This is a genomic window from Bradyrhizobium sp. STM 3561, from assembly GCF_045571455.1.
In the GTDB taxonomy this organism is placed as follows: Bacteria; Pseudomonadota; Alphaproteobacteria; order Rhizobiales; family Xanthobacteraceae; genus Bradyrhizobium; species Bradyrhizobium vignae.
In genome coordinates this window covers 7,150,318-7,174,012 of record NZ_CP120695.1, presented here as the reverse complement: position 1 = coordinate 7,174,012, position 23,695 = coordinate 7,150,318, and the positions used below count along the sequence as shown (strand labels likewise).

General features: G+C 65.5%; 19 protein-coding genes. 7 read left to right on the top strand and 12 right to left on the bottom strand.

Annotation, left to right across the window (positions count from 1 at the left end):
- Nucleotides 1–3 precede the first annotated feature (3 nt).
- A complete protein-coding gene (locus tag P6U28_RS33940) occupies nucleotides 4–1,212 on the bottom strand; it encodes a cytochrome P450 (protein ID WP_122406119.1) in 1,209 nt (402 codons plus the stop codon).
- 83 nt (nucleotides 1,213–1,295) lie between these two features.
- On the opposite strand from P6U28_RS33940, the gene P6U28_RS33935 reads away from it, so the two are divergent.
- Nucleotides 1,296–1,802: a MarR family winged helix-turn-helix transcriptional regulator gene (locus P6U28_RS33935; protein ID WP_122406120.1), complete on the top strand. Its 507-nt coding sequence runs from the start codon at nucleotides 1,296–1,298 to the stop codon at nucleotides 1,800–1,802.
- A 368-nt stretch (nucleotides 1,803–2,170) separates the two neighbouring features.
- Here the strand turns inward: P6U28_RS33935 and P6U28_RS33930 are convergent, their stop codons facing one another.
- Nucleotides 2,171–4,027, bottom strand: a complete 1,857-nt coding sequence (locus P6U28_RS33930; protein WP_407120615.1) for a feruloyl-CoA synthase — start codon at nucleotides 4,025–4,027, stop codon at nucleotides 2,171–2,173.
- Nucleotides 4,028–4,165: 138 nt separating this feature from the next.
- Between P6U28_RS33930 and P6U28_RS33925 the strand changes: the two genes are divergently transcribed.
- Together P6U28_RS33925 and atzF are read left to right on the top strand one after the other, a co-directional pair.
- Nucleotides 4,166–4,672, top strand: coding sequence for a MarR family winged helix-turn-helix transcriptional regulator (locus P6U28_RS33925; RefSeq protein ID WP_407120614.1), 507 nt, complete (start codon nucleotides 4,166–4,168; stop codon nucleotides 4,670–4,672).
- A 193-nt stretch (nucleotides 4,673–4,865) separates the two neighbouring features.
- Nucleotides 4,866–6,671 (top strand): allophanate hydrolase, encoded by a 1,806-nt coding sequence (atzF, locus tag P6U28_RS33920; protein WP_407123136.1) that lies wholly within the window; start codon nucleotides 4,866–4,868, stop codon nucleotides 6,669–6,671.
- A 125-nt stretch (nucleotides 6,672–6,796) separates the two neighbouring features.
- On the opposite strand, the gene P6U28_RS33915 is transcribed toward atzF, so the two are convergent.
- From P6U28_RS33915 to ugpB, 10 genes are all read right to left on the bottom strand, one after another.
- Nucleotides 6,797–7,519, bottom strand: coding sequence for a GntR family transcriptional regulator (locus P6U28_RS33915; protein WP_122406124.1), 723 nt, complete (start codon nucleotides 7,517–7,519; stop codon nucleotides 6,797–6,799).
- Nucleotides 7,516–7,911 carry an oxalurate catabolism protein HpxZ gene (gene hpxZ, locus P6U28_RS33910; RefSeq protein WP_122406125.1) on the bottom strand — a complete coding sequence of 132 codons (396 nt, stop codon included), beginning with the start codon at nucleotides 7,909–7,911 and terminating at the stop codon, nucleotides 7,516–7,518. The genes P6U28_RS33915 and hpxZ overlap by 4 nt, the downstream gene beginning before the upstream one ends.
- 12 nt (nucleotides 7,912–7,923) lie before the next feature.
- On the bottom strand, nucleotides 7,924–9,318 hold the full coding sequence (locus P6U28_RS33905; protein WP_174221616.1) for an AtzE family amidohydrolase: 1,395 nt from the start codon (nucleotides 9,316–9,318) through the stop codon (nucleotides 7,924–7,926).
- Between the two features lie 7 nt (nucleotides 9,319–9,325).
- Nucleotides 9,326–9,505 (bottom strand): DUF4089 domain-containing protein, encoded by a 180-nt coding sequence (locus P6U28_RS33900; protein ID WP_407120613.1) that lies wholly within the window; start codon nucleotides 9,503–9,505, stop codon nucleotides 9,326–9,328.
- A 19-nt stretch (nucleotides 9,506–9,524) separates the two neighbouring features.
- Nucleotides 9,525–11,291, bottom strand: a complete 1,767-nt coding sequence (locus P6U28_RS33895; protein WP_407120612.1) for a dipeptide ABC transporter ATP-binding protein — start codon at nucleotides 11,289–11,291, stop codon at nucleotides 9,525–9,527.
- Nucleotides 11,292–11,397: 106 nt separating this feature from the next.
- Nucleotides 11,398–12,297 carry an ABC transporter permease gene (locus tag P6U28_RS33890; RefSeq protein ID WP_122406128.1) on the bottom strand — a complete coding sequence of 300 codons (900 nt, stop codon included), beginning with the start codon at nucleotides 12,295–12,297 and terminating at the stop codon, nucleotides 11,398–11,400.
- Nucleotides 12,298–12,300: 3 nt separating this feature from the next.
- Nucleotides 12,301–13,314: an ABC transporter permease gene (locus tag P6U28_RS33885; protein ID WP_122406129.1), complete on the bottom strand. Its 1,014-nt coding sequence runs from the start codon at nucleotides 13,312–13,314 to the stop codon at nucleotides 12,301–12,303.
- A gap of 98 nt (nucleotides 13,315–13,412) precedes the next feature.
- Nucleotides 13,413–15,035 (bottom strand): ABC transporter substrate-binding protein, encoded by a 1,623-nt coding sequence (locus tag P6U28_RS33880; RefSeq protein WP_129142245.1) that lies wholly within the window; start codon nucleotides 15,033–15,035, stop codon nucleotides 13,413–13,415.
- A gap of 377 nt (nucleotides 15,036–15,412) precedes the next feature.
- Complete coding sequence (locus P6U28_RS33875; protein ID WP_407120611.1) at nucleotides 15,413–16,360, bottom strand: aminoglycoside phosphotransferase family protein; 948 nt, start codon at nucleotides 16,358–16,360, stop codon at nucleotides 15,413–15,415.
- Between the two features lie 97 nt (nucleotides 16,361–16,457).
- Nucleotides 16,458–17,783 carry a sn-glycerol-3-phosphate ABC transporter substrate-binding protein UgpB gene (ugpB, locus tag P6U28_RS33870; RefSeq protein WP_407120610.1) on the bottom strand — a complete coding sequence of 442 codons (1,326 nt, stop codon included), beginning with the start codon at nucleotides 17,781–17,783 and terminating at the stop codon, nucleotides 16,458–16,460.
- A 201-nt stretch (nucleotides 17,784–17,984) separates the two neighbouring features.
- Between ugpB and P6U28_RS33865 the strand changes: the two genes are divergently transcribed.
- From P6U28_RS33865 to P6U28_RS33850, 4 genes are read left to right on the top strand one after another with little or no spacing between them, the layout of a single operon-like run.
- Nucleotides 17,985–18,980: a TRAP transporter substrate-binding protein gene (locus P6U28_RS33865; RefSeq protein ID WP_407120609.1), complete on the top strand. Its 996-nt coding sequence runs from the start codon at nucleotides 17,985–17,987 to the stop codon at nucleotides 18,978–18,980.
- A gap of 6 nt (nucleotides 18,981–18,986) precedes the next feature.
- The gene (locus tag P6U28_RS33860) at nucleotides 18,987–21,065 is read left to right on the top strand and encodes an ATP-binding protein (RefSeq protein ID WP_244607841.1); all 2,079 of its coding nucleotides are present in this window, start codon (nucleotides 18,987–18,989) and stop codon (nucleotides 21,063–21,065) included.
- Complete coding sequence (locus P6U28_RS33855) at nucleotides 21,035–22,780, top strand: DUF3369 domain-containing protein (RefSeq protein WP_122406133.1); 1,746 nt, start codon at nucleotides 21,035–21,037, stop codon at nucleotides 22,778–22,780. The genes P6U28_RS33860 and P6U28_RS33855 overlap by 31 nt, the downstream gene beginning before the upstream one ends.
- Before the next feature lie 24 nt (nucleotides 22,781–22,804).
- Complete coding sequence (locus tag P6U28_RS33850; RefSeq protein ID WP_122406134.1) at nucleotides 22,805–23,542, top strand: response regulator; 738 nt, start codon at nucleotides 22,805–22,807, stop codon at nucleotides 23,540–23,542.
- Nucleotides 23,543–23,695 lie beyond the last annotated feature (153 nt).

Below are 23,695 nucleotides of genomic sequence, written 5' to 3'. Positions count from 1 at the left end.
TCGTCAGGCCGGGGTGATGGTGACAGGCAGGCTGTCGAGCCCACGCAGCGTGTTGTTGAAGCGGCGCTTCGGCTCGCCCGTGATCTCGATCTTCGCGATGCGGCGCGCCAGCGCCGTCAGCATCACCTCGCCTTCAAGGCGTGCCACGAGCTGGCCGACGCACATGTGAATGCCCGAGCCGAACCCGACATGGCCGGAGGCGCGGCGGGTGATGTCGTAGCTGTCGGGCCTGTCCCAGCGCCTGGGATCGCGATTGGCCGCGGCGAGGAACATCAGCACTTTCTCGCCCTCGCCGATCCTCGCGCCTGACAGCTCGACCTCGCGCGTCGTGGTGCGGAAGAAGGTCTGCACCGGGCTCTCGAACCGCACGGCCTCCTCGAAGGCGCCGCGCGCCAGCGAGAGATCATTGCGCAGGCGCTGCCATTGATCGGGAAAGCGCGCGAGGCAATAGACCGCGGCCCCGATGCCGTTGACGGTGGTGTCGAGACCGGCCGAGAGCAGCGAGCGCACCAATAGCGGTGCCTCGGTCGCGGTGATGGCGCCCTCGTCGACCTGCGCATGGATGCAGGCGCCGAAGCCACCGGGCGCAAGGTTCTCGCGCTGGCACTGCTCGGCGACATAGGCCTGGTGCGGCGTCGAGCGTTCGATTGCCTCCTGGCGGAGCCGGTTCGGCGGACCGAACGCGTTGAACACGACGCTCGCATAGGGAATGAGATGCTCGCGGCCTTCGGGCTTCAGGCCAAGTGCATCCGGAAAGATCGACAGCGGGTAGGCCTCGGCGAGATCGGTGATCGCATCAAAGCTGCTTTTTTCGATCAGCGCATCCACCCGCTCCTCCGCCGCCGCGGCAAACCGGTCGCGCACCTGCTTCATCACTGTCGGTGACAGCACTTTCGACAGCACGGCGCGGGTGCGGGTGTGCGCGGGCGGATCGGCTTCCAGAATCAGGCTCGGCGGCCGCCATGGCGTCTCCTTCTTGAAATCGGACAGCCCGACGCCGCGGCTGGAGCAGAAGGTTGCGGGATCGTTCAAGACGGCATGGACCTCGGCATAGCGCGCAACGCCGTACACCTTCCATTTGTCGAGATAGACCACCGGGCCGGCTTCCCGCAGCAGCTCATGGGTGGGATAGGGGTCGGCGAAAAACTTCATGTCGAAGGGGTCGACGTCGAGATGCGGGACACCTGATCCAACGGAGCCGGATGCGGTCATGAAAGACCTCCCTCATTTTGACCTTGTGAAAGGGCGGCGCATGCCCTTAGGTCTTCGGGCCCGCCGCGAGTCAGAAAACCGATATGCCGCCGTCCTCGACCAGAGTTCGCCAAAAGCTCGCCCCCAGTGATGCGGGGCCGACGCTCGACCTCGAGCGTTACGTGCCCGCGTTCATCACCTTCATCGCCAACAAGCTCTCGAACAGCGCGACCGCGTTCTATCAGAAGCAGTTCGGCGTCAACGTCACGGAATGGCGGATCATGTCGCTGCTGGCGCTCGAGCCGGGCATTCCCGCCTCGCGCATCTGCCACGTCATCGGTTTCGACAAGGGGCCGGTGAGCCGGACACTGGCCGGCCTCGAGAAACGCGGACTGGTGTCGATCCGCACCGATCCGAACGACGGCCGCACCCATTCGATCGCGCTGACGGCGAAAGGCCGCGCCACCCATGACAAGGTGATCGTCGCCGCGCTCGAGCGCGAGCGGCGGCTGCTGTCCTGCCTCAGCAAGGACGAGCGCGAGGTTCTGATCGACCTGCTGCGCCGGCTGCACGAGAATCTCGGCGCGGTGACGGACAGCAGCCACACCTGACACGCAGCGCCGAGGCTGCGTCGTGCCGGCACTTTCAGGCATGCGCCCACGTATGTTCGCGGCACCAATCCTGCCGAACATTGTTTCCTCCGAGATCGGCCGCGGCAGTTCGTCTGCCGTCGTCCGCCCCTGGAACGGTTCGCATAAATTAGTTGCTTAGGCAACAAAAGATTCGGCAGATATTACGACAGGATGGCTGGCTTAGTTCGGTGGGCTCAGCGTCTCGCTCTCGTGTCCCGGACGCGGCGCGATGACGCGACACAAATCCGGGATCCAGATTTAGCGACGCCCGCAAAGAATGGGCCCCGGCTCAGCAGCGCATCACTTGCGTGCTGCGCTGCGTCCGGGGCGTATGCGCGGCAACTGCATTAGCCGGCGCGGCCGATCCATTCCCCCGACGCATCATCGTTCAACCGCGCCAACGCCTCCGCACGCCGCGTCAGCACGGCGCGCTGGTTGATGTAGCCCTTGTCGGTGATCTCGCCGCCATCGACCGAGGGCGGCTCCGCGAGCAGCAGCGCGCGCGTGGCGTGGCCGGAGGAGTTGCCACTCTGCTGTTTCAGCCGCGCCAGACCCTGCGCGATCGCACCCCCGACCTTGTCGTGCGCCAACACTTCGTTCACATCAGCCGTCTCGGGCAGCCCGGCATGCGCGCGGCAGGCCGCGACGTTCGGGAACACCAGGAAGCGCACCTCATCGCCGCCGTGGCCCGACACGACGATGTCCTGCGCGAGCGGCGCCAGCGCGGCGATCCCGGCAACGCGGAGAGTGCCGACGCTGACCCAGGTGCCGGAATTGAGCTTGAAGTCCTCGGCGACGCGACCGTCGAAGAACAGGCCGCGCTCCGGCCGCGCGCTATCCGCGAGCTTCACCGCATCGCCGATCAGATAGAAACCCTCTTCGTCGAAGGCCTGCCTGGTCAGTTCCGGCGCCTTCCAATAGCCCGGCGTGACATTGGGGCCGCGCACGCGCACCTCCAGCTTGTCGCCTGACCTAACGAGCTTCAGTTCGGTGCCGGGAATTGGCACGCCGATATTGCCGGACCGCTCGGCGAGGAAATGGCAATCGGTGGCGAGCGGGGAGGTCTCCGTCGAGCCCCAGGCCGAGACCATCGGCAGCGTGCGGCCGACAGTCTTGAGCGAGAGCTCTTCGAGCGCATCCCACAGATTCTGCGGCAGCGCGGCGCCGGCGTAGAAGGCGAATTTCACCTCGCCGAAGAAGCGGCGGCGCAATTCCTCGTCGCTGCGCAGCGCCGCGATCAGCATGTCGAATCCGCGCGGCACGTTGAAATAGACCGTCGGCATCACGCTTCTGAGGTTCGCAAGTGACGTCGCGAACAGACCGGGCGCAGGCTTGCCGCCGTCGATATAGAGCGAGCCGCCATTGCGCAGCACGAGGTTGAAATTGTGGTTGGCACCGAAGGTGTGGCTCCAGGGCAGCCAGTCGAGAATGACGAGATTGCCGCGGCTCTCTTCGAGGAAGGTCCAGGTCTGCGCCTTGGCTTGCTGGCTGGAGGTCAGCATGCGCTGGGTGTTGATGACCGCCTTGGGCGTGCCGGTCGAGCCTGAGGTGAACAGGAATTTTGCGATCGTATCAGGCGTCACCGCGGCGAAGGCTGTTGCAACGGCAGGCGTCTCGGGCGTTGCGGCAACGGTGCGGAAGGCCAGCGCGTCGGCATCAGCAGCATTGCCGCTGATGATCTGCGCTTGGTGCAGCGGCTTGATGGCTGCCAGCGCTGCCGCGAACGGCTTGGTCGCCGAGACGTAGATCGCGCCCGGCTCGAGCAGCGCGATCATGCTCTTGAGCTTGTCAAAATCTTTCGACATCAGCGAATAGGCCGGTGAGATCGCGGCCGAGGGCACGCCGACATGCTGAGCGGCGAGCGCGAGCAGCGCATGGTCGATGCTGTTGTCGGAGAGGATCGCGAGCGGCCGCTCGGCGCTGAGGCCCTGCGCGAGGATCCAGGACGCGGCGGCGCGCACGTTCCGCAGCGCCTGCGCATAGGTGACGGTGGTCCAGGGCGCTTCGACGCTGCCGCGCTCGGCCAGGAAGATCGCATCCGGCGTTTGCCGCGCCCATTGCTCCAGCCAATCGCCCACGCAGCGCGCAGCAGCGCGCAACGGATCCGGCGATCGCAGCACGATGCTGCCGTCGGCGCGAAGCTCTGCGACGGTCCTTGGCGTTGCGAACAGGCCTGCAACGTCACCATCTGGGGCAACTGTCATGTGTTTCCTCCGCGGCGGGCCGCAGCCTCGTTTCGGGCCGCTTTGGCCATAATGTTGGGCACGGCAATTGTTGTCGTCAACAACATTCTTCCTCTCGGCGCTTCGAGGCATTAGGATTGCGCGACAGGAGACACCGACGTGACAGCCAATGCAGCCCGGGCCGACACCCGCCCCTCCCCGCGCAGGCGCGCCGGCAACGGCGCAGCGCCTCGCGAAGCCGCCGGCGACATTGGCCTCGACGCACTGGTCGGGCACGCCGGCTATGCGGTGCGACGCTTCCAGATCTGGATCTTTCAGGACTTCATCAAGACGCTCGGCGAGGTCGACATCAGGCCGACGCAATATTCGGTGCTGACGGTGATCGGCGCCAATCCGGGCTTGTCACAGATGGCGGTGGCAAAGCGCCTCGGCATCGAGCGCGCCCGGCTGGTGCATCTGCTCGACAGCCTCGAGCAGCGCAAGCTGGTGAAGCGGATCAAATCGAAGGAGGACCGGCGCTCCCATGCCTTGCATCTGACCGCGCAGGGCGAGACGGCGCTGACGAAGTTCAAGCGGCTCGCGGCCGAGCACGAGCGGCACGTCGAGGCGAAGATCGGCAAGGAGAACCGGGCGCACCTGCTCCGGATCCTCGCCGGCTTCACCTGATGTCGGCTGCCCATGATTTGGGCAGATGCACGTCACAGGTCGCCGATGCGACGGCCCATGCGCCTGCCGAAATATTCCCCAAGCCACTGATCGCACGATAATATCCGGAGCAATCGCCCTGCCCGGATAATGTACACAATGGCACATCGCTTGCTTCACTCCAGGCGAAGACGAAATGCCGGAGTTGGACGCCATGGGGGCTCAGCAGCCTGAAACGATCGCCGCGATTGTGGCCGCGCATCGCGCGGGGACGCTGACGCCGGCACAGACGATCGCGCGGACCTATCAGCGCATCCGCGACCACAACGATCCCGCCGTGTTCATCAGCCTGCGCGACGAGAAGGATGCGATCACGGAGGCCGAAAAGCTCGCCACGAAGGACGCGGCCAGCCTGCCGCTCTACGGCGTGCCGGTCGCGGTGAAGGACAATATCGACGCGCTGGGCTTTCCCACGACTGCAGCCTGCCCGGCTTTCTCCTACACGCCGGCACACGATTCGACTGCGGTGGAGCGCCTGCGCGCCGCAGGCGCCATCATCATCGGCAAGACCAATCTCGACCAGTTCGCGACCGGCCTCGTCGGCGGCCGTTCGCCCTACGGCATTCCCCGGAATTCGATCCGCGAGGATCTGATTCCCGGCGGGTCGAGCTCGGGCTCGGCCACCGCCGTCGGCGCCGGGCTCGTACCGCTGTCGCTCGGCACCGACACCGCCGGCTCTGGCCGCGTGCCGGCGATGCTCAACAACATCGTCGGGCTGAAGCCGAGCCTCGGCATGATCTCGACCGCTGGCCTGGTGCCGGCCTGCCGCACGCTCGATTGCATTTCGGTGTTCGCACTGACGGTGGACGATGCCGCGCTCGCACTGTCGGTGATGGCCGGCCCGGACCGGGCCGATCCATTCTCGCGCGAGCGGCCGCTGGGCCCGCTCACGCAATTCCCCGCCAATTTGCGCCTCGGCGTGCCGCGCAACGGGCAGCTGATCTTCTTCGGAGACAAGAAGGCGGAAGCCGCTTACGGCGATGCGCTGAAGCGCTGGACCGCGCTTGGCGCGGTGCTGGTCGAGTTCGACCTCGAGCCGTTCTACGAGACGGCGCGGCTGCTCTATGAGGGGCCGTGGGTCGCCGAGCGCTATCTCGTGATCAAAGACCTGCTCGCTTCCGCACCCGATGCGATCCACCCCGTCACCCGCGAGATCACGGCGGCCGGCGCGCGACTGACGGCGGCGGAGACCTTCTCCGCGCTCTATCGCCTGCAAGGGCTGCGCAAGATTGCCGAGCGCACGTTTGCGAACATCGACGCGCTGGTGCTGCCGACGGCGCCGACGGCCTACACCACCGCGCAGGTGCTCGCCAATCCGATCGAGCTCAACAGCCGGCTCGGCACCTACACCAATTTCGTCAACCTGCTCGATCTCTGCGGTCTCGCCGTGCCGGCTGCGATGCGCAGTGATGGCATTCCGTTCGGCATCACGCTGCTCGCGCCCGCCGGACACGATGCGATGCTGGCTAGCATCGGCCGCGTGTTCCATGCGGATACGAAACTGGCAGTTGGCGCAAAGGGCGTCGCGCAGCCCGCGCTCGCGCCGCTGCCCGCCGAAGGCATCGACGAGATTCCGATCGCGGTGGTCGGGGCGCATCTGTCCGGCATGGCGCTGAACGGCGAGTTGAAGGCGTTGAGCGGGAAGCTGATGGAGGCGACAAAGACCGCGCCGGACTACAAACTCTATGCGCTCAACACCACGCCGCCGAAGCCGGGCCTGCTGCGCGTCGCAGCCGGCAAAGGTGCGTCGATCGAGCTGGAGATCTGGTCACTGTCTGCGGCGGCGTTCGGCAAGTTCGTCAACGCGATTCCCGCACCGATGGCGGTCGGCACGATCCGGCTTGCCGATGGCCGCAGCGTGAAGGGCTTTCTCGTCGAGCCGGAAGTGCTGGGCGAGGCGCGGGATATCACCGCATATGGGGGATGGCGGAAGTATATGGCGGAAGCCGCGAGAGGGTGAGTCCTGTGGGGTGGGCAAAGCGAAGCGTGCCCACCATCACCATCAAATAGGAAAGACGGTGGGTACGGCGCTTTGCGCCTTTGCCCACCCTACGGCACTGCACCGCGTCCGGGACGCGGGTCCGGCTACACCGACACCGCGTAGATCTCGTACTCCCCGCGCACCAGCTCGATATGCGCGCGCATCGCGGCCGCGGCGCCCTGCTTGTCGCCGCGCATGATGGCGACGACGACGCGGTCGTGCTCGGCCTGCGATTTGGCGAGACGGCCGAGATTGCGGAACTGGGCGCGGCGGAACGGCTGCACGCGCACGCGCGTCGCCAGCGTGATCTCGGCGATGTAGCCGTTCTGCGAGCCGGAATAGATCGTGTTGTGGAAGCGCTCGTTGACCTCGTGAAAGCGCTCGGGATTGCCGGCGTAGCTCAAGAGCCGCAGCTCTTCGTGGACGGCCTCGAGCGCATGCCGCTCGGCAGGGGACATGCGCTCGGCGGCAAGGCCGGCGCACAGCGCCTCGAGCTCGGCCATCGCCTCGAACATGCTCTTCAGCCGCTCGATCGACGGCTGCGCCACCACCGCGCCGCGATGCGGCCGCGCCTCGACCAGGCCGCTCGCGACCAATTGGCGCAGCGCCTCGCGCACTGGGGTGCGCGAAACGCTGAAGCGCCGCGCGATGTCGGTCTCGTCCAGCGGCGCACCGGGTGCCAGGGTTCCGCGCACGATCTCGTCCGCAAGCTGAAGACGCAGCTCCTCGGCGCGCGTGACCTTCTGCACCGACGGCGAGGGACGGTCGACGCGGGGCACCACCGGCTCGCCCGGCAGTGTCCCCTGCGGAAAATCGTCAAGCGTCATACGGTCTCTTTCGGCTCGTCGATGATGCTGACATGAGCGGCGACGACGCGCCAGCCCTCCGGGAAACGTATCCACGTCTGCATCTGCCGGCCGACCTTGCCGGGCGCCGTGTCGCGATAGAACAAGGTGGACGCCACGGCCGTGTCGCGGCCGTAGCTCGTGATCACCGTCTTTGCCGTGCGACGATTGAGCCCGACCGGCGAGCGCGCGGCGCGGAAGCCGGAGATCGCCTCATAGCCATAGAGGTTCTCGCCCATGCCGTAGCGCAAGGTGCGCGGGTCGTTGCGGAACAGCTCGCCGAGCACGGCGACGTCGTTGCTGACGAGGGCCTGCTCATAGCGCTCGAACGCGGCTTTGACTTCCGCGATCACCTCGGGGAGATCGATCTCCATCTCAGAATCCTCTCAAAGTCCCCTTGGCGCGGGCGCAGCGACGACGCCCATCTTTTCCAATGCGTGCGCGACGCGCAGCGCGATGTCCTCGCGCCAGGGGGCGGCGATGATCTGCACGCCGATCGGCAGCGGCTCGAGCGGCACCGGCACGGCCACCACGGGCAGGCCGATGAAGGAGATCGGCTGGGTGTGGATGCCGATATTGGCGCGCACCGGCAACTCGACGCCGTCGAGATTGAAGTTCACCTGTCCGAGTTTCGGCGGGGTGCAGGGCGTTGCGGGCGCAATCAGCACGTCGACCGACGCAAAGATCTCGGCGAGCTGCGCGCGATACCAGCGGCGGAATTTTTGCGCGCGGTCGACCAGCGCTGCCGGCACCATGGCGCCCGCGATCAGCCGGTCGCGCACGGCCGGATCGAAATCGTTCGGGCGCTGGCGCAGCCGATCGAGATGCAGCGAAGCGCCTTCGGTGGTGGTGATGACATAGGCGGCGGCACGGGCGCGGGAAGCTTCGGGGATATCGACCACTTGCGTTGCGCCAAGCGCCTTGGCGACACGGCTGACGGCTTCGACGGCTTCCGGAAACACGTTCTTCTGGAAATGTCCGCCGGCGATAGCGACGCGCAGGCCCGAAATGGGCTGGCCGAGCAGCGCCGTGACCGGCTCGACGCCGCGCGTGGTGCAGGCGCCGTCGTCAGCGTCCGGCCCCTGCATCACGTCATAGGCGAGCGCGAGGTCGGCGACACAGCGCGCGAACGGGCCGAGATGATCGAGGCTCGCCACGAACGGAAACGAGCGTGCCCGCGACAGCCGGCCATAGGTCGGTTTCAGGCCGAAGATGCCGCAGAAGGACGAGGGCACGCGGATCGAGCCATTGGTGTCGGAGCCGAGCGCGATCGGCACCAGCGCGCCGCCGACGGCGCTGCCCGAGCCGCCCGACGAGCCGCCGCTCATCCGTGTGGTGTCATGCGGATTGCGCGAGGGGCCGTCGTGGATGTTCTCGCCGGTGAAGTCGTAGGCGTATTCGCCCATGTTGAGCGCGCCGACCAGGACAGCGCCGGCCGCCTCCATTCGTTCGATCAGCGTGGCGTCGCGCTTGGCCGGCGCGAGGTCGCGGTTGATCTTCGAGCCGGCGCGCGTTGGCAGACCGGCTACGTCGAACAGGTTCTTCACCGCGAAGGGCACGCCGGCGAGCGGGCCGACTTGCTTGGCCGAGGCGATGTCCGCGTCGATCGCGCGCGCTTTCGCACGGGCACGTTCGGCGGTGACGTCGGTGAAGGAATTGAGAATGCCGTCGTGCTGCTTGATGCGCGCGAGCGCGGCTTCGGTGGCGGCGAGCGCGGACAATTGGCCGCCGGCCACCGCTTTCGCGATGTCGGCAGCATTCATCTCTGGCTTGGCGGTCATGGCGGCATCAGGGGGTGAAGATCGGCGCCGGCTCGGTCTCGTCCGGCAGCGTGAATTCATCGACGAGGCGGGCAAGCCGCAGCGAGACTTCGAGATTGGCGCGCACCGCGGGTCTGAAGGCCTCCTCGACCGGCAGCGCCAGCGCTTTCGATACGGCGTCGATATAGTCGTCCAGGGGTTCGGCCATCACGCTCCCAAACAGTCTCTCAGTGCGCCGGCAACGGCGGATGCGGGATCGCCGTCAGCAGCTCCTTGGTGTAGTCGTCCTTGGGATCGCTGAGCACCTGCTCGGAAGAGCCCTCCTCGACGATCCGTCCCGTCCGCATGACAATGACACGATCGCACAACAAGCGCACCACATTCAAATCATGAGAGACGAACAGATAGCTCATACCTAGCCGCGCCTTGAGGTCCTGCAGCAGATTGAGCACCACGGCCTGCACCGAGACGTCCAGCGCCGCCGTCGGCTCGTCCAGGATGACGAGCTTCGGATGCAGGGCAATGGCGCGGGCGATGCCGACGCGGGCCTTCTGGCCGCCGGACAATTGGTGCGGAAACCGATCGAGCAGATTGTGCGGCAGGCCGACCATGGTGGCGAGCTCCTCGCAGCGGGCTCGCAGCGCGTCGCGGCCCTTGATGTCGCCGAGCTGCATGATCGGATCGGCGATGGCGCGCGCGGCGGTGAATCGCGGGTTGAGGCTGTCGGTGGGATCCTGGAACACCATCTGGATCCGGCTGCGCTGCGGCAGCCGGGCGAAGGCTGATGGCGCGATGGCGGAGATGTCCTCGCCGTCGAACTGGATCAGGCCGGAGGTCTGGTCCAGGAGGCGCATCACCATCATCGATGTGGTCGATTTGCCGCAGCCGGATTCGCCGACGAGGCCGACGCTTTCGCCATGCCCGATCGAGAAGCTGATGCCGTCGACGGCGCGGAATACGTCCGGCTCCACCGGCGGCTTGCGGCCGAACAGCTTTCCGAGCACGGCGGTCGCGCCCTGGCGGGGATACTCCTTGACGAGCTTTTCGATGACGAGGAGCGGCTTTGTCTCGTCGCTCCCGGGGCTGACCCGGGGGTCCATCGACTGGGATGAATCTTGCGACGTGTGATGGATGGCCGGGTCAAGCCCGGCCACGACGGCCGTGCCCTCCTCTTCCGGCAGCAGATCCCGCAAGGACACCCCGAGCCGCGGCGTCGCGCGCATCAACCTTTTTGTATAGGGGTGCTGCGGGTTCGCAAAGATGTCGGCGGCTTTGGCGGTCTCGACGACGCGGCCCTTCTCCATCACCACGACGCGGTCGCAATAGGCGGCGGCGAGGCCGAGATCGTGGGTGATCAGGATGGTCGACATCGCGCGGCGTTTGGTCAGCTCGACGATCAGGTCCATCACCGCCTTCTGGGTGGTGACATCGAGCCCCGTCGTCGGCTCGTCCGCGATCAGCAGCTGCGGGTTGCAGGCGAGCGCGAGGGCGATGACGACGCGCTGGCACATGCCTCCCGACAGTTCGAACGGATAGGCATGGTAGCGCTCGCGCGGGCGGGCGATCTTGACTTGCTCCAGCGCCTCGATGGCCTTCTCGCCGTGATCGGCAACCTGGGCCTGCTGCACATGAGTGCGCAAGACGTCCTCGATCTGGTCGCCGACTTTGCGGATCGGGTTCAGTGCCGCGCGGGGGTTCTGGAAGATCATCGAGACTTCGCGGCCGCGCAAATCGCGCATCTGGTTCTCGGTCGCGGCCTTGACGTCGATGCCGGAGAACATCACCGAGCCCTCGGCGATCTTGCCGGCGCGATCGAGGATGCGCATCACAGCGTAGGAGGTCACCGACTTGCCGGAGCCGGACTCGCCGACGATGGCCAGCGTCTCGCCCTTGGCGACGGAGATGTTGACGTGCTGCACCGCCTTGACGATGCCGCGGCGGGTGGTGAATTCGACCGTGAGGTCCTGGACGTCGAGCAGGGGCTGGGCGGTCATGGGCGGCTCGCGACACTCAAAAGGTCGAAAACAACCCCATGCACAGTAGACACTCCATTGAAATCGTTAGGGAATTTTAATGAGGATTTTGGACGTGGAGCAACCATCACGTCCTCCGCTGGGGGTCGACGATGTCGCGCAGGCCGTCGCCGAGAAGGTTGAAGCAGAACACGGCGATCATCAGGGCAAGGCCGGGGAAGAGCGCGATCCACCATTCGCCTGAGACCATGAAGCCGGCGCCTTCGGCGACCATGATGCCCCATTCGGCGGTCGGCGGGCGGACGCCGAGGCCGATGAAGGAGAGGCCAGCGGCATTGAGGATGGCGTAGCCCATGGTCAGCGACATCTGCACGATCATGATCGGCATGATGTTCGGCAGGATATGCACCAGCAGGATGCGGAGCTCGCCGTTGCCGGAGAGACGCGCGGCCTGCACGAACCCGGCATTGCGGCGGACATTGGCTTCGGCGCGCGCGACGCGGGCATAGAGCGGGAAGTTGACGATCGCGGTCGCCAGGATGATGTTCTGCACCGTGTTGCCGAGCGCGGCGACGATGCCCATGGCGAGCACGAACAGCGGGAAGGCCATGATGGTGTCGGCGATGCGGCCGACGATGCGATCGGTCCAGCCGCCGAAATAGCCGGCCGCGATGCCGGCAAGGCCGCCCATCAGGAACACCAGCGCGACGGAGGCGATCGCGATGAACGTGTCGAGCCGTGTCGCCACGATGACTCGGCTGAAAATATCGCGGCCCAATTGGTCGGTGCCGAACCAGTGCGCGGCCGATGGCGGCTTCAGCGCCGCAGCAGTATCGGACGCGAGCGGATCGTACGGCACGACATAGGGACCGAAGATCGCGGCGGTGAGGATCAGGATCAGTAGCGCGAAGGCGAAGCCGGTGACCTTGTTCTCGCCCAGGACGTAGCGGGTTTGTTCGAGGACGGCGGCAAACCCCGACGTTCGTGCGGGACCCACGGGTTCAACAGCAGGCGCAACGGAGCTCATGGTTTAGCCCTCCAGCCGCACGCGCGGATCGATCACGCCGTACAGGATGTCGATGACGAGATTGAGCAGCACGTACATGACCGCCATGGTCAGCACGAAACCCTGTACCGGCGCGAAGTCCGACGAGATCAGCGCTTCCACGGCGTAGGAGCCGATGCCGGGCCAGGCGAACACCTTCTCCACCAGCACGTTGGCGCCGAGCAGGAACGAGAACACCATGCTGAGCGTAGTGATCACCGGGAGCATGGCGTTGCGGAAGGCGTAGGTGACGATGACGGTTGCCGGCGACAGGCCGCTCGCGCGCGCCGTGCGGACGAATTCGGATGCGAGCACCGCCAGCATCGAGGCGCGGGTCATGCGCGCGATCGGCGCCAGCGAGAAGATCGCGAGCGTCGTCGCCGGCAGGATGAGCTGGCTCAGCGCCGAGCGGAACGCCTCGACATCGCGGGCCAGCAAAGTGTCGATCAGATAGAAGCCCGTCACCGTCGGCGGCGCGCTGTAGAACACGTCGAGGCGGCCGAGCGGCGCCGGCGACCAGCCGAGCCGGAAATAGAAGACATAGACCAGCACGAGGCCGGTGAAGAACACCGGCAGCGACACGCCGGCCGTCGTCGTGACACGACAGAGATGGTCAATCCATGATCCCGGTCGTGTCGCCGCCAGCACGCCGAGCGGGATGGCTATCGCAATGGAGACGATGAGGCCGAGCAGCGTCAGCTCGGCGGAGGCCGGCAGGCGGTTGCGGATCTCGGTGGCGACCGGCTGGCCCGTGGTCAGCGAGTTGCCGAAATCGCCATGGGCGAGGTCGTTGGTATAGCGGAAGAACTGCTCGATCAGCGGCTTGTCGAGGCCTAGCTTCTTGCGGATCTGCTCGACCGCTTCCTTGGTCGCGGCGGGACCGGCGAAATAGGCGGCGGGATCACCGGGCAGCGCACGCGTCAGCAGAAAGGTGACGATGACGACGCCGATCAAGGAGGGAATCGCGAACATCAGGCGCTTGCCGATCATGGTCAGCATGACGATCTCCCAGCGAGGAAATGAGATCGCGCGGCGTGCTCCGCCTCACTCCGAAATACGGCTAGCATCGCGGCCATGTTGCGCGCGAGCATGTCCTCTCACCCCTTCGCCAGCGCGCGATAATCCAGTCTCCGGTGGAACCAATACTGGTAACCACTGACGTTCTTCTGCATGGCGACGTTGACGAAGGGTTGGTACAGCGGGATGCGCGGAACGTCGGTGTAGGCGAGATCGATGAAGCCCTTCACGTCGGCATCATAGGCCGCCTTGTCGCCGGTGGCGGCGGCCGTGCGTGCGCCGTCGATGAACTTGTCCATCTCCGCCGACTTGTAGCTCATGGTGTTGAAGACGGAATTGTTGCCGTGATAGCACCAGTAGAAGAAGTACTCGGGATAATCGAGCCAGCCCGAGAACACGTTGGTGAAGAGCGGCATCTCCTTCTTGTTGAGCTCGGTGCGCCAGTTGGCACCGGGCACCTTGTTGATGGTGGCCTTGATGCCGATCTGCGCAAGGCTCTCCTGCACCAGCACGCAGAGCGGCTCGTTGACGCCCGCAAAATTCAGGTCGAACGAGATCGTGGTCTCGAAGCCGTTGGCGTAGCCGGCCTCGGCCAGCAGCGCCTTCGCCTTGTCCATGTCGGTGTTGTACTTGTGCGGCTGCGGCCAGGCGACCTCGGTGGGCTTGTCCTTGGGCGCACCGAACATCGGGTTGGCGAGGCCAAACATCACCGCGTCCATGATCTTCTGATAGGGCAGCGCGTAGGCGACCGCCTGGCGGACTTTTGGATTATCGAACGGCGGCTTGGTGACGTTCATGCCGATATACTGGATGCCGTTGGAGAACGGCAGCGAGACGACGTTGAGCTTGCCGTTCGCCTTCATCTCCTGAAAATCCTTGTTCGGCAGTTCGTAGGAAATGTCGGCGTCGCCGCGCTCCAAGAGCGCACGGCGGTTGCCGGCCTGCGGCACCATGCGCCAGATCACGCGCTTGATCTTCGGCAGCGGACCGCACACCCAATCGTCGTTGCGCTCCATGATCACTTCGGTGCCGGCGGTCCATTTCGTGACCTTGTAGGCGCCGGAGCCCGCGGTCTGCTGCTTGGTGAATTCCAGACCCCAGGGATCCTTCTCGCTGGCATTCTTCTTCACCAGCTCGGAGTTGACGATGCAGGGCACGATGACGGCGAGATCGGGAATGGTGAGCTTGTCCTTCTTCAGGAAGTCGACGCGTACGGTATGGTCGTCGATGACGACGAACTGCTCCGGCTTCGTGAGAGAGCCCGCGCTCATCTGGAAGGTCGGGAAGCCGCCGACGCTGACGGCGCGGTCGAGCGACCACTTCACGTCCTTGGCGGTGACGGGCGTGCCGTCGTGGAATTTGGCGTTCTTGCGCAGCTTGAAGGTGACCGACATGTCGTCGATCCTGAAGTCTTCGGCCAGCTCGCCCTTGAACTTGTCGCGGTCGTAATAGGGCACGCCGCCTGGGCCGCTCTTCATCTCGTGGCTGATCAGGCGGTCGTAGCAATTCCAGGACACCTCATAGCCGGGCACGTTGGTGCCGACGCCGTGGATGTCGAGATTGTTGGGGCCGCCTTCCGAGACGATCAGCAGCGTCTCCGAGCGGGCATCGGCATAGGCGGAGGAGATCACTGACGGCACGGCCGGAAGCGCCGCGCCAGCGGCCAATCCGGAAACGGACTTGAGGAAATCGCGGCGCTTCATGAAATCGCTCCAACACAACGTTTTTGGTTGGAACCGGATTCGCAAGGTTCGTGCCAGAGCTTAACGGAAGCTTACATCGCACCTAAACGATTGATCTGTAATGGGATTATCCGAATTCGGCCCACTGGGCAGTTTTGAGGAGCCCCACTCTTTGCATACAAAGAGATGATTTTGACCATAAAATAAGCAGACGAAGTCAAGGGCCCGATTTGTCGCCACCTCCGCACACATTTCATGCCGCGGGCCGCAGCCTCGACTGGATCCGGACTCGCGCACCAAACTCGCCATTGCGAGGAGCCCTTGGGACGAAGCAAATCCAGAATCTTTCCGAGGAGACGATCTGGATTTGCTTCGCTGCGCTCACAATGACGGAGCGCTCACCCCGGCCAGATCAGGTCCTGAAGCTCGGCCAGGTCATTGGCTTTGTCCTGCCAGCCCGCGATACAGATGTGGCGGTTGAGGTCGCTGGCGCGGTGCAGCAGCATCAGGGCCATCAGGCGCCGCTTCAACTCGAAATCCAGCTTCGCGTAGCCGAAGCCTTCGAGCAGGCTCTTCACCCGGCCCGGACGGCCCGCCGCCATGAAGGCGCTGGGGCCGAGCAAGTCGTAGTCGCGCCATCCTGCGAGCACGTCGCCGAAATCGAACAGGCCTTTGAGCGACCATTGACCGTCATTGCAGGCGAGCAGGAAATTCTCCGGGATGTATTCGCCGATCAGGATCACCGGCGGTGCATCCATCGGAATGAGCTTTGCGGCATCGCGCAGGAAGTCGTCGAGGCCGGCGAGGAATTTTGGTGCGAGGCCGAGACGGGCGTGCCGCGCGCGGCAGCCCTGCATCTGGGAGCGCATGAACGCGTCCCAGCGCGGCTCGATATGCGCGAGCTCCCCAAGCGGGGCACGCTGCACGGCGGCGATGGTCTCGCCGATCTGGCGCAGCAGGCGTTCCCTCTGATCTTCCGGCAGTGAAGGCCACACCTCCGAGCCGAGCGTGCCGGCAAGGCGCGTGATGATGATGTACGGCCAGCCGTCGCGCGTCCCTTCGGCGACGATCTCAGGGATCGGCAGGGACAGCCGGCCGGCGAGCTGCGTCAGCGAGGCGCGCTCGGAGAGGAATTGCGCACGGAGCAGCGGCGGAAAGATTTTCAGGATCAGCTTGTCAGCGAGCCCGACCACGAGATTGGTGCCGGTCGCGAACACATGCGGCGAGCCGGCATCGAGCTCGTGGCTGCGCGCGATGTCGAGCGCGATTGGCAGCCATCGTGAAGTAGCGGAACGAAAGGCGCGAAAGCTTTCCGCGTCGGCGAAGTGAGGGAGAGTCATCGACATTGCGAGCTTGATGCGTTTGAGATGGCGGGGACAAGCCCGGCCATGACGCGATGGAAAGATCCTGCGCCAATGCCAAGCTTCGCTTCTCAGGTCATAGCTACCGTTCCGGACTCGCGCGCTCGAACTGGCGCAAGAGCTTATTGCCGCGCTCGACGGCGGAATCCAGCGCGGCTTGGGCGCTCTTGTGGCCGGCGAAGGCCTGCTCGAGTTCGTCCTCGATCGCGCCGCGGATCAGGACGAAGGAGCCGAGCCGGGTGCCCTTGGAGTTCTCCGTCGGCGGATTGAGCGTGATCTGCTCGAACGAGATCGCCGAGCCCGGATTGCGCTCGTAGAATCCTTGAGCGCGAGTCAGCTCGAAGGCAGCGCGGGTCACAGGGAGATAGCCGGTGTTCTGGTGCCAGGCGGCCTGCACGCCGGGTTGCGACAGATAAGCGAAGAATCGCGCCACGCCCTTGTATTCCTCGCGCGGACGATCGCGCAGCACCCACAGCGTGGCGCCACCGATGATCGAGTTCTGCGGCGCGCCCTTCACATCAGGCCAATACGGCATCATGCCGTAGCCGATCTCGAATTTCGAGTTCGCCTTGATGTCGGCGCGCGTCGCCGAGGAGCCGATGAAGATGCCGCATTCGCCGTTCTGGAAACGCGGCTCGGCCGCTTGTCCGCGCCCGCTATAGTCGAACAGCTTCGTCTTCTGCCACTCGGCGAGCGCCGCGATGTGATGCACGAGAGTCGGATTGTTGATGGTCAATTCCGCGTCCAGCCCGGCAAAGCCGTTCGCCCGCGTCGCCACGGGCAGATTGTGGAAGGCGGAGAAATTCTCGACGTGAATCCACGATGGCCAGGACGTGGTGAAGCCGCAAGGCGCACCGCGATCGCGCAGGCGCTTCGCGGCCGCGCCCAATTCCGGCCAGGTCTTCGGCGGCGCCTCCGGATCGAGGCCGGCGTCGCGGAACATGGTCTTGTTGTAATAGAGGATCGGCGTCGAGGAATTGAACGGGAAGGACAACAGATTGCCGCCCGCATCGGTGTAATAGCCGGAGACCGCGGGCAGGTAATCACCCAGCGAGAACGGCTCGCCCTGGTCCCGCATCAGGCGGAACACGGGATAGACCGCGCCCTTGGCCGCAGTCATGGTCGCAGTGGCGACCTCGTTGACCTGGACGATCGCAGGCTGGCTGCGCGAGCGGAAGGCGAAGATCGCGGCCGTCACCGTCTCGGTGTAGTTGCCCTTGTAAGCAGGCACGATGCGGTAATCGGACTGCGAGGCGTTGAAGTCGGCGGCGAGCTTGTCCAGTTGCCGGCCGAGCTCGCCGGACATGGCGTGCCACAACGCGATGTCGGTGGCGGCGCGCGCCGGGGCGGCCAGCGAGAGAGCCGCGACGGCGGCGAGGACCTGCAAAAGGCGCGATGCTGACGTCACGATGGCTTTTCCCGTGTCGCACGACGAAAGGCGGCTGCCCTGCTTAAGGCGCGGCCTCTGCGGTTTCAACCGGGAATGAGCGCCGACCGCGCCGCACAATCGAGCCGTGGCCCCCCGGCGGGATGGCCTTCCCTTGACCATCTGCTAGATTGTATTGAACCTTTTCCTTCCGCCATAGACTCCATCTCTGAGGGGTTGAGTGTGCCAGTGCTGAGCCGTGCCGAACTCTCGCGGACCGGGGTGATCTTCGTCGCGCTTCTGCTCGTCGCCTGGGCGACGGACGCCGTTGCGCGCGAATTTCGCGCCGCCGATACCCAGGCCGAGGACTACCCGACCGTCCAGGCGCTGCGCTACATGGGCGCGCTGATCGCCGAGCGCACCAAGGGCCGGCACGAGATCAAGGTGTTCCACTCCCGTCAGCTCGGCGAGGAAAAGGAGACCATCGAGCAGACCCGGGCCGGCGCGATCGACCTCAACCGGACCAACGTGGCGCTGATCGGCAATTTCGTCCCGGCGATGAACGTGCTCGCCATGCCGTTCCTGTTCCGGTCCATCGAGCACATGCGGGAGGTGCTGGACGGGCCTATTGGCAACGAGATCCTCGGCAGCTTCGAGCCCTACGGCTTCGTCGGGCTCGCATTCTACGATTCGGGTGCGCGGTCGATCTACAACGGCGTCCGCCCGGTCCGGAGCATCACCGACCTCCGGGGCCTGCGGATCCGGGTGCAGCAGTCGGAGTTGATGAGCCAGATGATCCGCTCGCTTGGCGCCGAACCGGTCGAGATGCCCTACGGGCAGGTGCTCACCGGACTTGCCAACCATCTGATCGACGGCGCCGAGAACAACTGGCCATCCTTCGTGACGACGGATCATTACAGGCATGCCGGCTACTACACGCTCACCGAGCACACGATGAGCCCCGAGGTGCTGGTGATCTCGCTGAAGGCCTGGAAGAGCCTTTCGACGGAGGAGCAGACCGTCTTCAAGGAGGCCGCGCAGCGCTCCAGCCGGTTCATGCGCGAGAAGTGGCGCGACCTCGAGGAGCAGTCGCAGCGCAAGGCACAGGACGCCGGCGTGACCATCATCAGGGATATCGACCGCAAGCCGTTCGAGGAGGCGATGGCTCCGATCTATGCCAAGGCCGCGCGCGATCCGGCGGCGGCCGCACTGATCGAACGCATTCGCAAGGTGGAGTGAGGCCTGTTGGCTGCGCTTGGACATCAGGAACACGCGGACAGGCCGCCCGGCCCGATCGGGCAGCTGCGCGCGCGCCTCGTCGGCGTGCTGCGGGCGGTGCCGATCCGCTGGCGCATCCTGTCGATCGCGGCGCTGAACTCCGCCGTGGTGGTGGTGCTGGTCGCGATGATCTGGAACGGCGCGCAGGTGCTCGGCTCGGCCTGGGACGACGTGCGCCAGGTGCGCGAATCCGATCGCATCCTGGCGCTGCTCGAAAGCGAGACCGGGCGGCTGCAGAACCTGATCCACCGCTACATCAACCAGCCGAGCCCGGACCTGTTCGCCGAGATCCTGCTGTTGCGCGAGGCGGTGCTGGGCACGCTGACGGGCCGCGCCGCCAAGGACCCGATGCTGTCGGGCTCGGTCGAGGAGCTCGAGCGCACCACCGACCGCTTCCTCAACGGCTTCGGCGAGCTGCGCAGCGTGCAGGCGACCATCGCGAAAACCTATGAGGAGCAGGTGCAGGGCCCGGCCAGGGACATGGCGGGCCTCTACTCCATCATCGAAGGCGCCACCGGCCATCGCGACGCGCTGATCTGGCCCTCGCTCGGCAAGTCCCGCGAGGCCTTCACCGCGATGCTGGTGGCGGCCAATTCCTATTATCTGTCGCAGTCATCGGGCGCCGCCGACGACGCGCGCCGCAACACCGAGACGATCGAGAAGACCATCCCCGTCATGATCGATCTCGCCGACAACGACCTCCAGCGCATGGCGCTGCAAAAGCTCGCGGCGCGCACCGCGTCCCTGCGCGAGGGCTTCGCAAAGCTCTCCGAGCAGCTTGCGAGCCGCACCGAGCTCCTGCGAAACACCATCGACGCCAGCCAGGCCGAGGCGATCGGCGCCATCGACGACCTCTCGAGCAAGATGCGCCGGCGCGAGCAGAAGGCGCAGGAGACCTTCGACCGCACGCTGGCGGACATTTCCCGCCGGGTGCTGTCGATCGCGATCATCTTCCTCGGCATCATCCTCACCGCCGGCGTTCTGATTGCCTTGTCGATCCGCCTGCCGCTGCAGCAGATCATGACGGCGATGCGCGCGATCACGCTCGGCGACCTCGGCCGCGAGGTGCAGGGCACCAATGCACGGGACGAGGTCGGTGCCATGGCACGCGCGGTGGAGGTGTTCCGCGAGAACGCGATCGCCAAGCGCCAGACCGAGGACGAGCTGCGCGCCTCGAAGGAGAAGGCCGAGAGTGCGCTGCTCGAGCTCAATACCGCACAGCAGAATTTGATCGATGCAGAGCGGCTCGCCGCGCTCGGCGGACTCGTCGCCGGCGTTGCCCACGAGGTCAACAACCCGATCGGCATCAGCCTGACCGTGGCGTCGAGCTTTGCCCGCCGCACCGAGATTTTCGAAGCCCAGCTCAAGGGCGAGGGCGGCCTGCGCCGCTCTCAGCTGGAAGAGTTCGTACAGTCCTCGCGCGACGCCTCGCAGCAGCTCGTCGCCAACCTGCAGCGTGCCGGCGAGCTGATCCAGTCGTTCAAGCAGGTTGCCGTCGACCGTTCCCATGCCGAGCGCCGGCAATTCAGCTTGAGCGAAGCCACCGATCAGATCATCGCCAGCCTGCGCCCGGTGCTGAAGCGCTCACCGATCACGCTGGAGGTCGACGTGCCCGAGGGGCTGCTGCTCGACGGCTATCCCGGCTCCTACGGCCAGATCCTGACCAACCTGTTCCTCAACGCCGCCAACCACGCCTTCGCCGATGGACGCGCCGGTACGATCGCGATCTCGGCGCGGCCGCGCGGGACCGAGGACATCGAGATCAGCTTCGCCGACGACGGGGCCGGCATGACCCCCGACGTGCAGCGCCAGGCCTTTGACCCTTTCTTTACCACCCGGCGCAATGAAGGCGGCACGGGACTTGGCCTGCACATCGTCTATAACCTCGTGACCCAGCAGCTCGGCGGCCGCATGATGCTGGAATCCAAGCTGGGACAAGGCACGACTTTTCGCATTATCATGCCCCGCATCGCCAAGGGCGGCGCGCAAAGCACAGAAAGTGACGGGACTTCTCAATGGCCGAACAGGACGATGTCCTCCACCTGATCGACGACACCGGTACCGCGTCGGAGGACAGCAACGCCCGAAAATGGAAGATCGCCGTCATCGACGACGATCCGGCCGTGCATGACGGCACGCGTTTTGCTCTCTCGGATTACAGCCTCAACGGCCAAAGCCTGGAGATCCTGTCGGCCTATTCCGCGGCGGAAGGCCGCAAGCTGATGGCCGAGCACAGCGACATCGCCGCCGTGCTGCTCGACGTCATCATGGAGACCGACGTCGCCGGCCTCGAGCTGGTCGAGTTCATCCGCAACGAGATCCGGAACGAGACCGTGCGCATCATCCTGCGCACCGGCCAGCCCGGCCAGGCGCCGGAGCGGCGCGTCATCGTGCAGTACGACATCAACGACTACAAGGCCAAGACCGAGCTCACCGCCGACAAGCTGTTCACCTCACTGACCGCGGCGCTACGCTCCTATCAGCAGCTCGAGCGCATGGTGCAGACCCGGCGCGGCCTGGAGATCATCATCGACGCCGCCTCGACGCTGTACGACTTCAAGTCGATGCAGCGGCTCGCCGAGGGCGTGCTGACCCAGCTCGCTTCGCTGCTCAACGTCGACTGCGCCGGCATCCTGGTCCTGCGCGACAATGGCGGCGCCGATCCGGAGCTCTCGGTGCTCGCCGGCAGCGGCTGCTACAGCCGCTTCATCGGCACCACATCCTCGAAGGCGCTCGACCCCGAACTGCGCGAGATGGTGGAGGCCGCGTTCCAGCGCCGCAAGAACGAATTCGCCGACCACCGCAGCGTGATCTATCTGCGCACCGGATCCGGCCGCGAGGTCGTGGTGCTGCTGCAGGCCGAGCGCGAATTGTCCGAGACAGACCGCTCGCTGGTCGAGATCTTCTCCAGCCGGCTCTCGATTGCCTTCGACAACGTGATCCTCTACCAGCAGCTCCAGGACGCCAACACCCAGCTCGAAGACCGCGTCGCCCAGCGCACCCGCGCGCTTATGCAGGCCAACCGCCGCCTCTCCGCGCAATGGCTGCGGCTGCAACGCGCCAACGGCTTCAAGAACGAGATTCTGGGCACCGTCGCGCACGACCTGAAGAACCCGCTCGGCGTCATCCTCGGCCGCACCGAGATGCTGAAGGAGCTGATCTCGACCGGCGCATCGATGGGCGGCGTGGTCGCCCAGGTCGACCACATCCGCGACGCCACCAAGCGGCTGACCACGATGGTCGATCACCTGATCTCGGATGCGATGGCCGATGCCTTCGACATCACCATCCGCCGCGAGCCGGTCGACGTCGCGGCGCTGGTCAAGGAGGTCGCCGAGGCCAACCAGCCGCTGGCGTTCAACAAGCAGCAGGCGATCAGCGTCACCGCGCCGCCCAACATCGTCACCATGTGCGACACCGACCGCATCCGCGAGGCGATCGACAATCTCATCAGCAACGCCATCAAATACTCGCCGATCGGCGGCAAGATCGACGTGGCCGTCACTCACGAGGGCAGCGACACCATCGTCCGCGTCAGCGACGAGGGTGCCGGGCTGTCGCCGGAAGATCTTGGCCGCCTGTTCGGCCGGTTCCAGCGGCTCTCCGCAAAACCGACCGGCGGCGAGAGCTCGACAGGGCTTGGGTTGTCGATTGTAAAGCGTATCATCGACATGCATGGCGGCGAGGTGACCGCAGACAGCGACGGACCCGGCCAGGGCTCGACATTCACCATCACGCTGCCCGCGACAGAAATGCCATGATTTGAGCGCCAAGATTTTAGTGACATGACCCAAAGCCAGCACATCATGATCGTCGACGACGAGGCCCCGGCCCGGGAGATGGTCGGCGATTATCTCAAGATGCACGGCTTCACCGTGACGCTGTGCGACGGCGGCAAGAGCTTGCGTGCTGCGATCCAGGGCAGCATGCCCGATCTCGTCGTGCTCGATCTCAACATGCCCGAGGAAGACGGGCTCTCGATCATTCGCGACCTCAAGAGCCGCAACAACGTGCCTGTCATCATGCTGACGGCGACCGCGAGCCCGATCGACCGCGTCGTCGGGCTCGAACTCGGCGCCGACGATTACGTGGCAAAGCCGTGCGAGCTGCGCGAGCTGATGGCGCGCATCCGTTCGGTGCTGCGGCGGAGCGGGCCGGCCAAGGCAGCAGCGCCCGACGCGTCGGCGGCGAAGTCGGACAAGGACCAGCTGGTTCGCTTCGGCACCAAATGGCTCGATCTCGAAGCGCAGGCCTTGCGCGACGACGAGGGCAACGAGCATCCGCTGACGGCGTCCGAATTCGGGCTGCTCAAGGTGTTCGCGGCCAATCCGAAGCGCGTGCTGTCGCGCGAGCGCCTGTTGGAGCTCGCCAATGCGCGCGACGCCGAAGCCTTCGACCGCGCGGTGGATCTGCGCATCATGCGCATCCGCCGCAAGATCGAGCCAGATCCGGCAAAACCGGCCGTGATTCGCACCATCCGCGGCGGCGGCTATCTGTTCTCGCCCCAGGGCGAGAAGGCGTAGGGCGGCACCGCCGGCTCCAAACCGTCATTGTGAGCGCAGCAAAGCAATCCAGAGTCCGTCCGCGGAAAGGCTCTGGATTTGCTTCGCTGCGCTCGCAATGACGGAGCAAATGGCATCGGCGCCACGCTCCATCAGGCATTTCAGGCAGCAGAC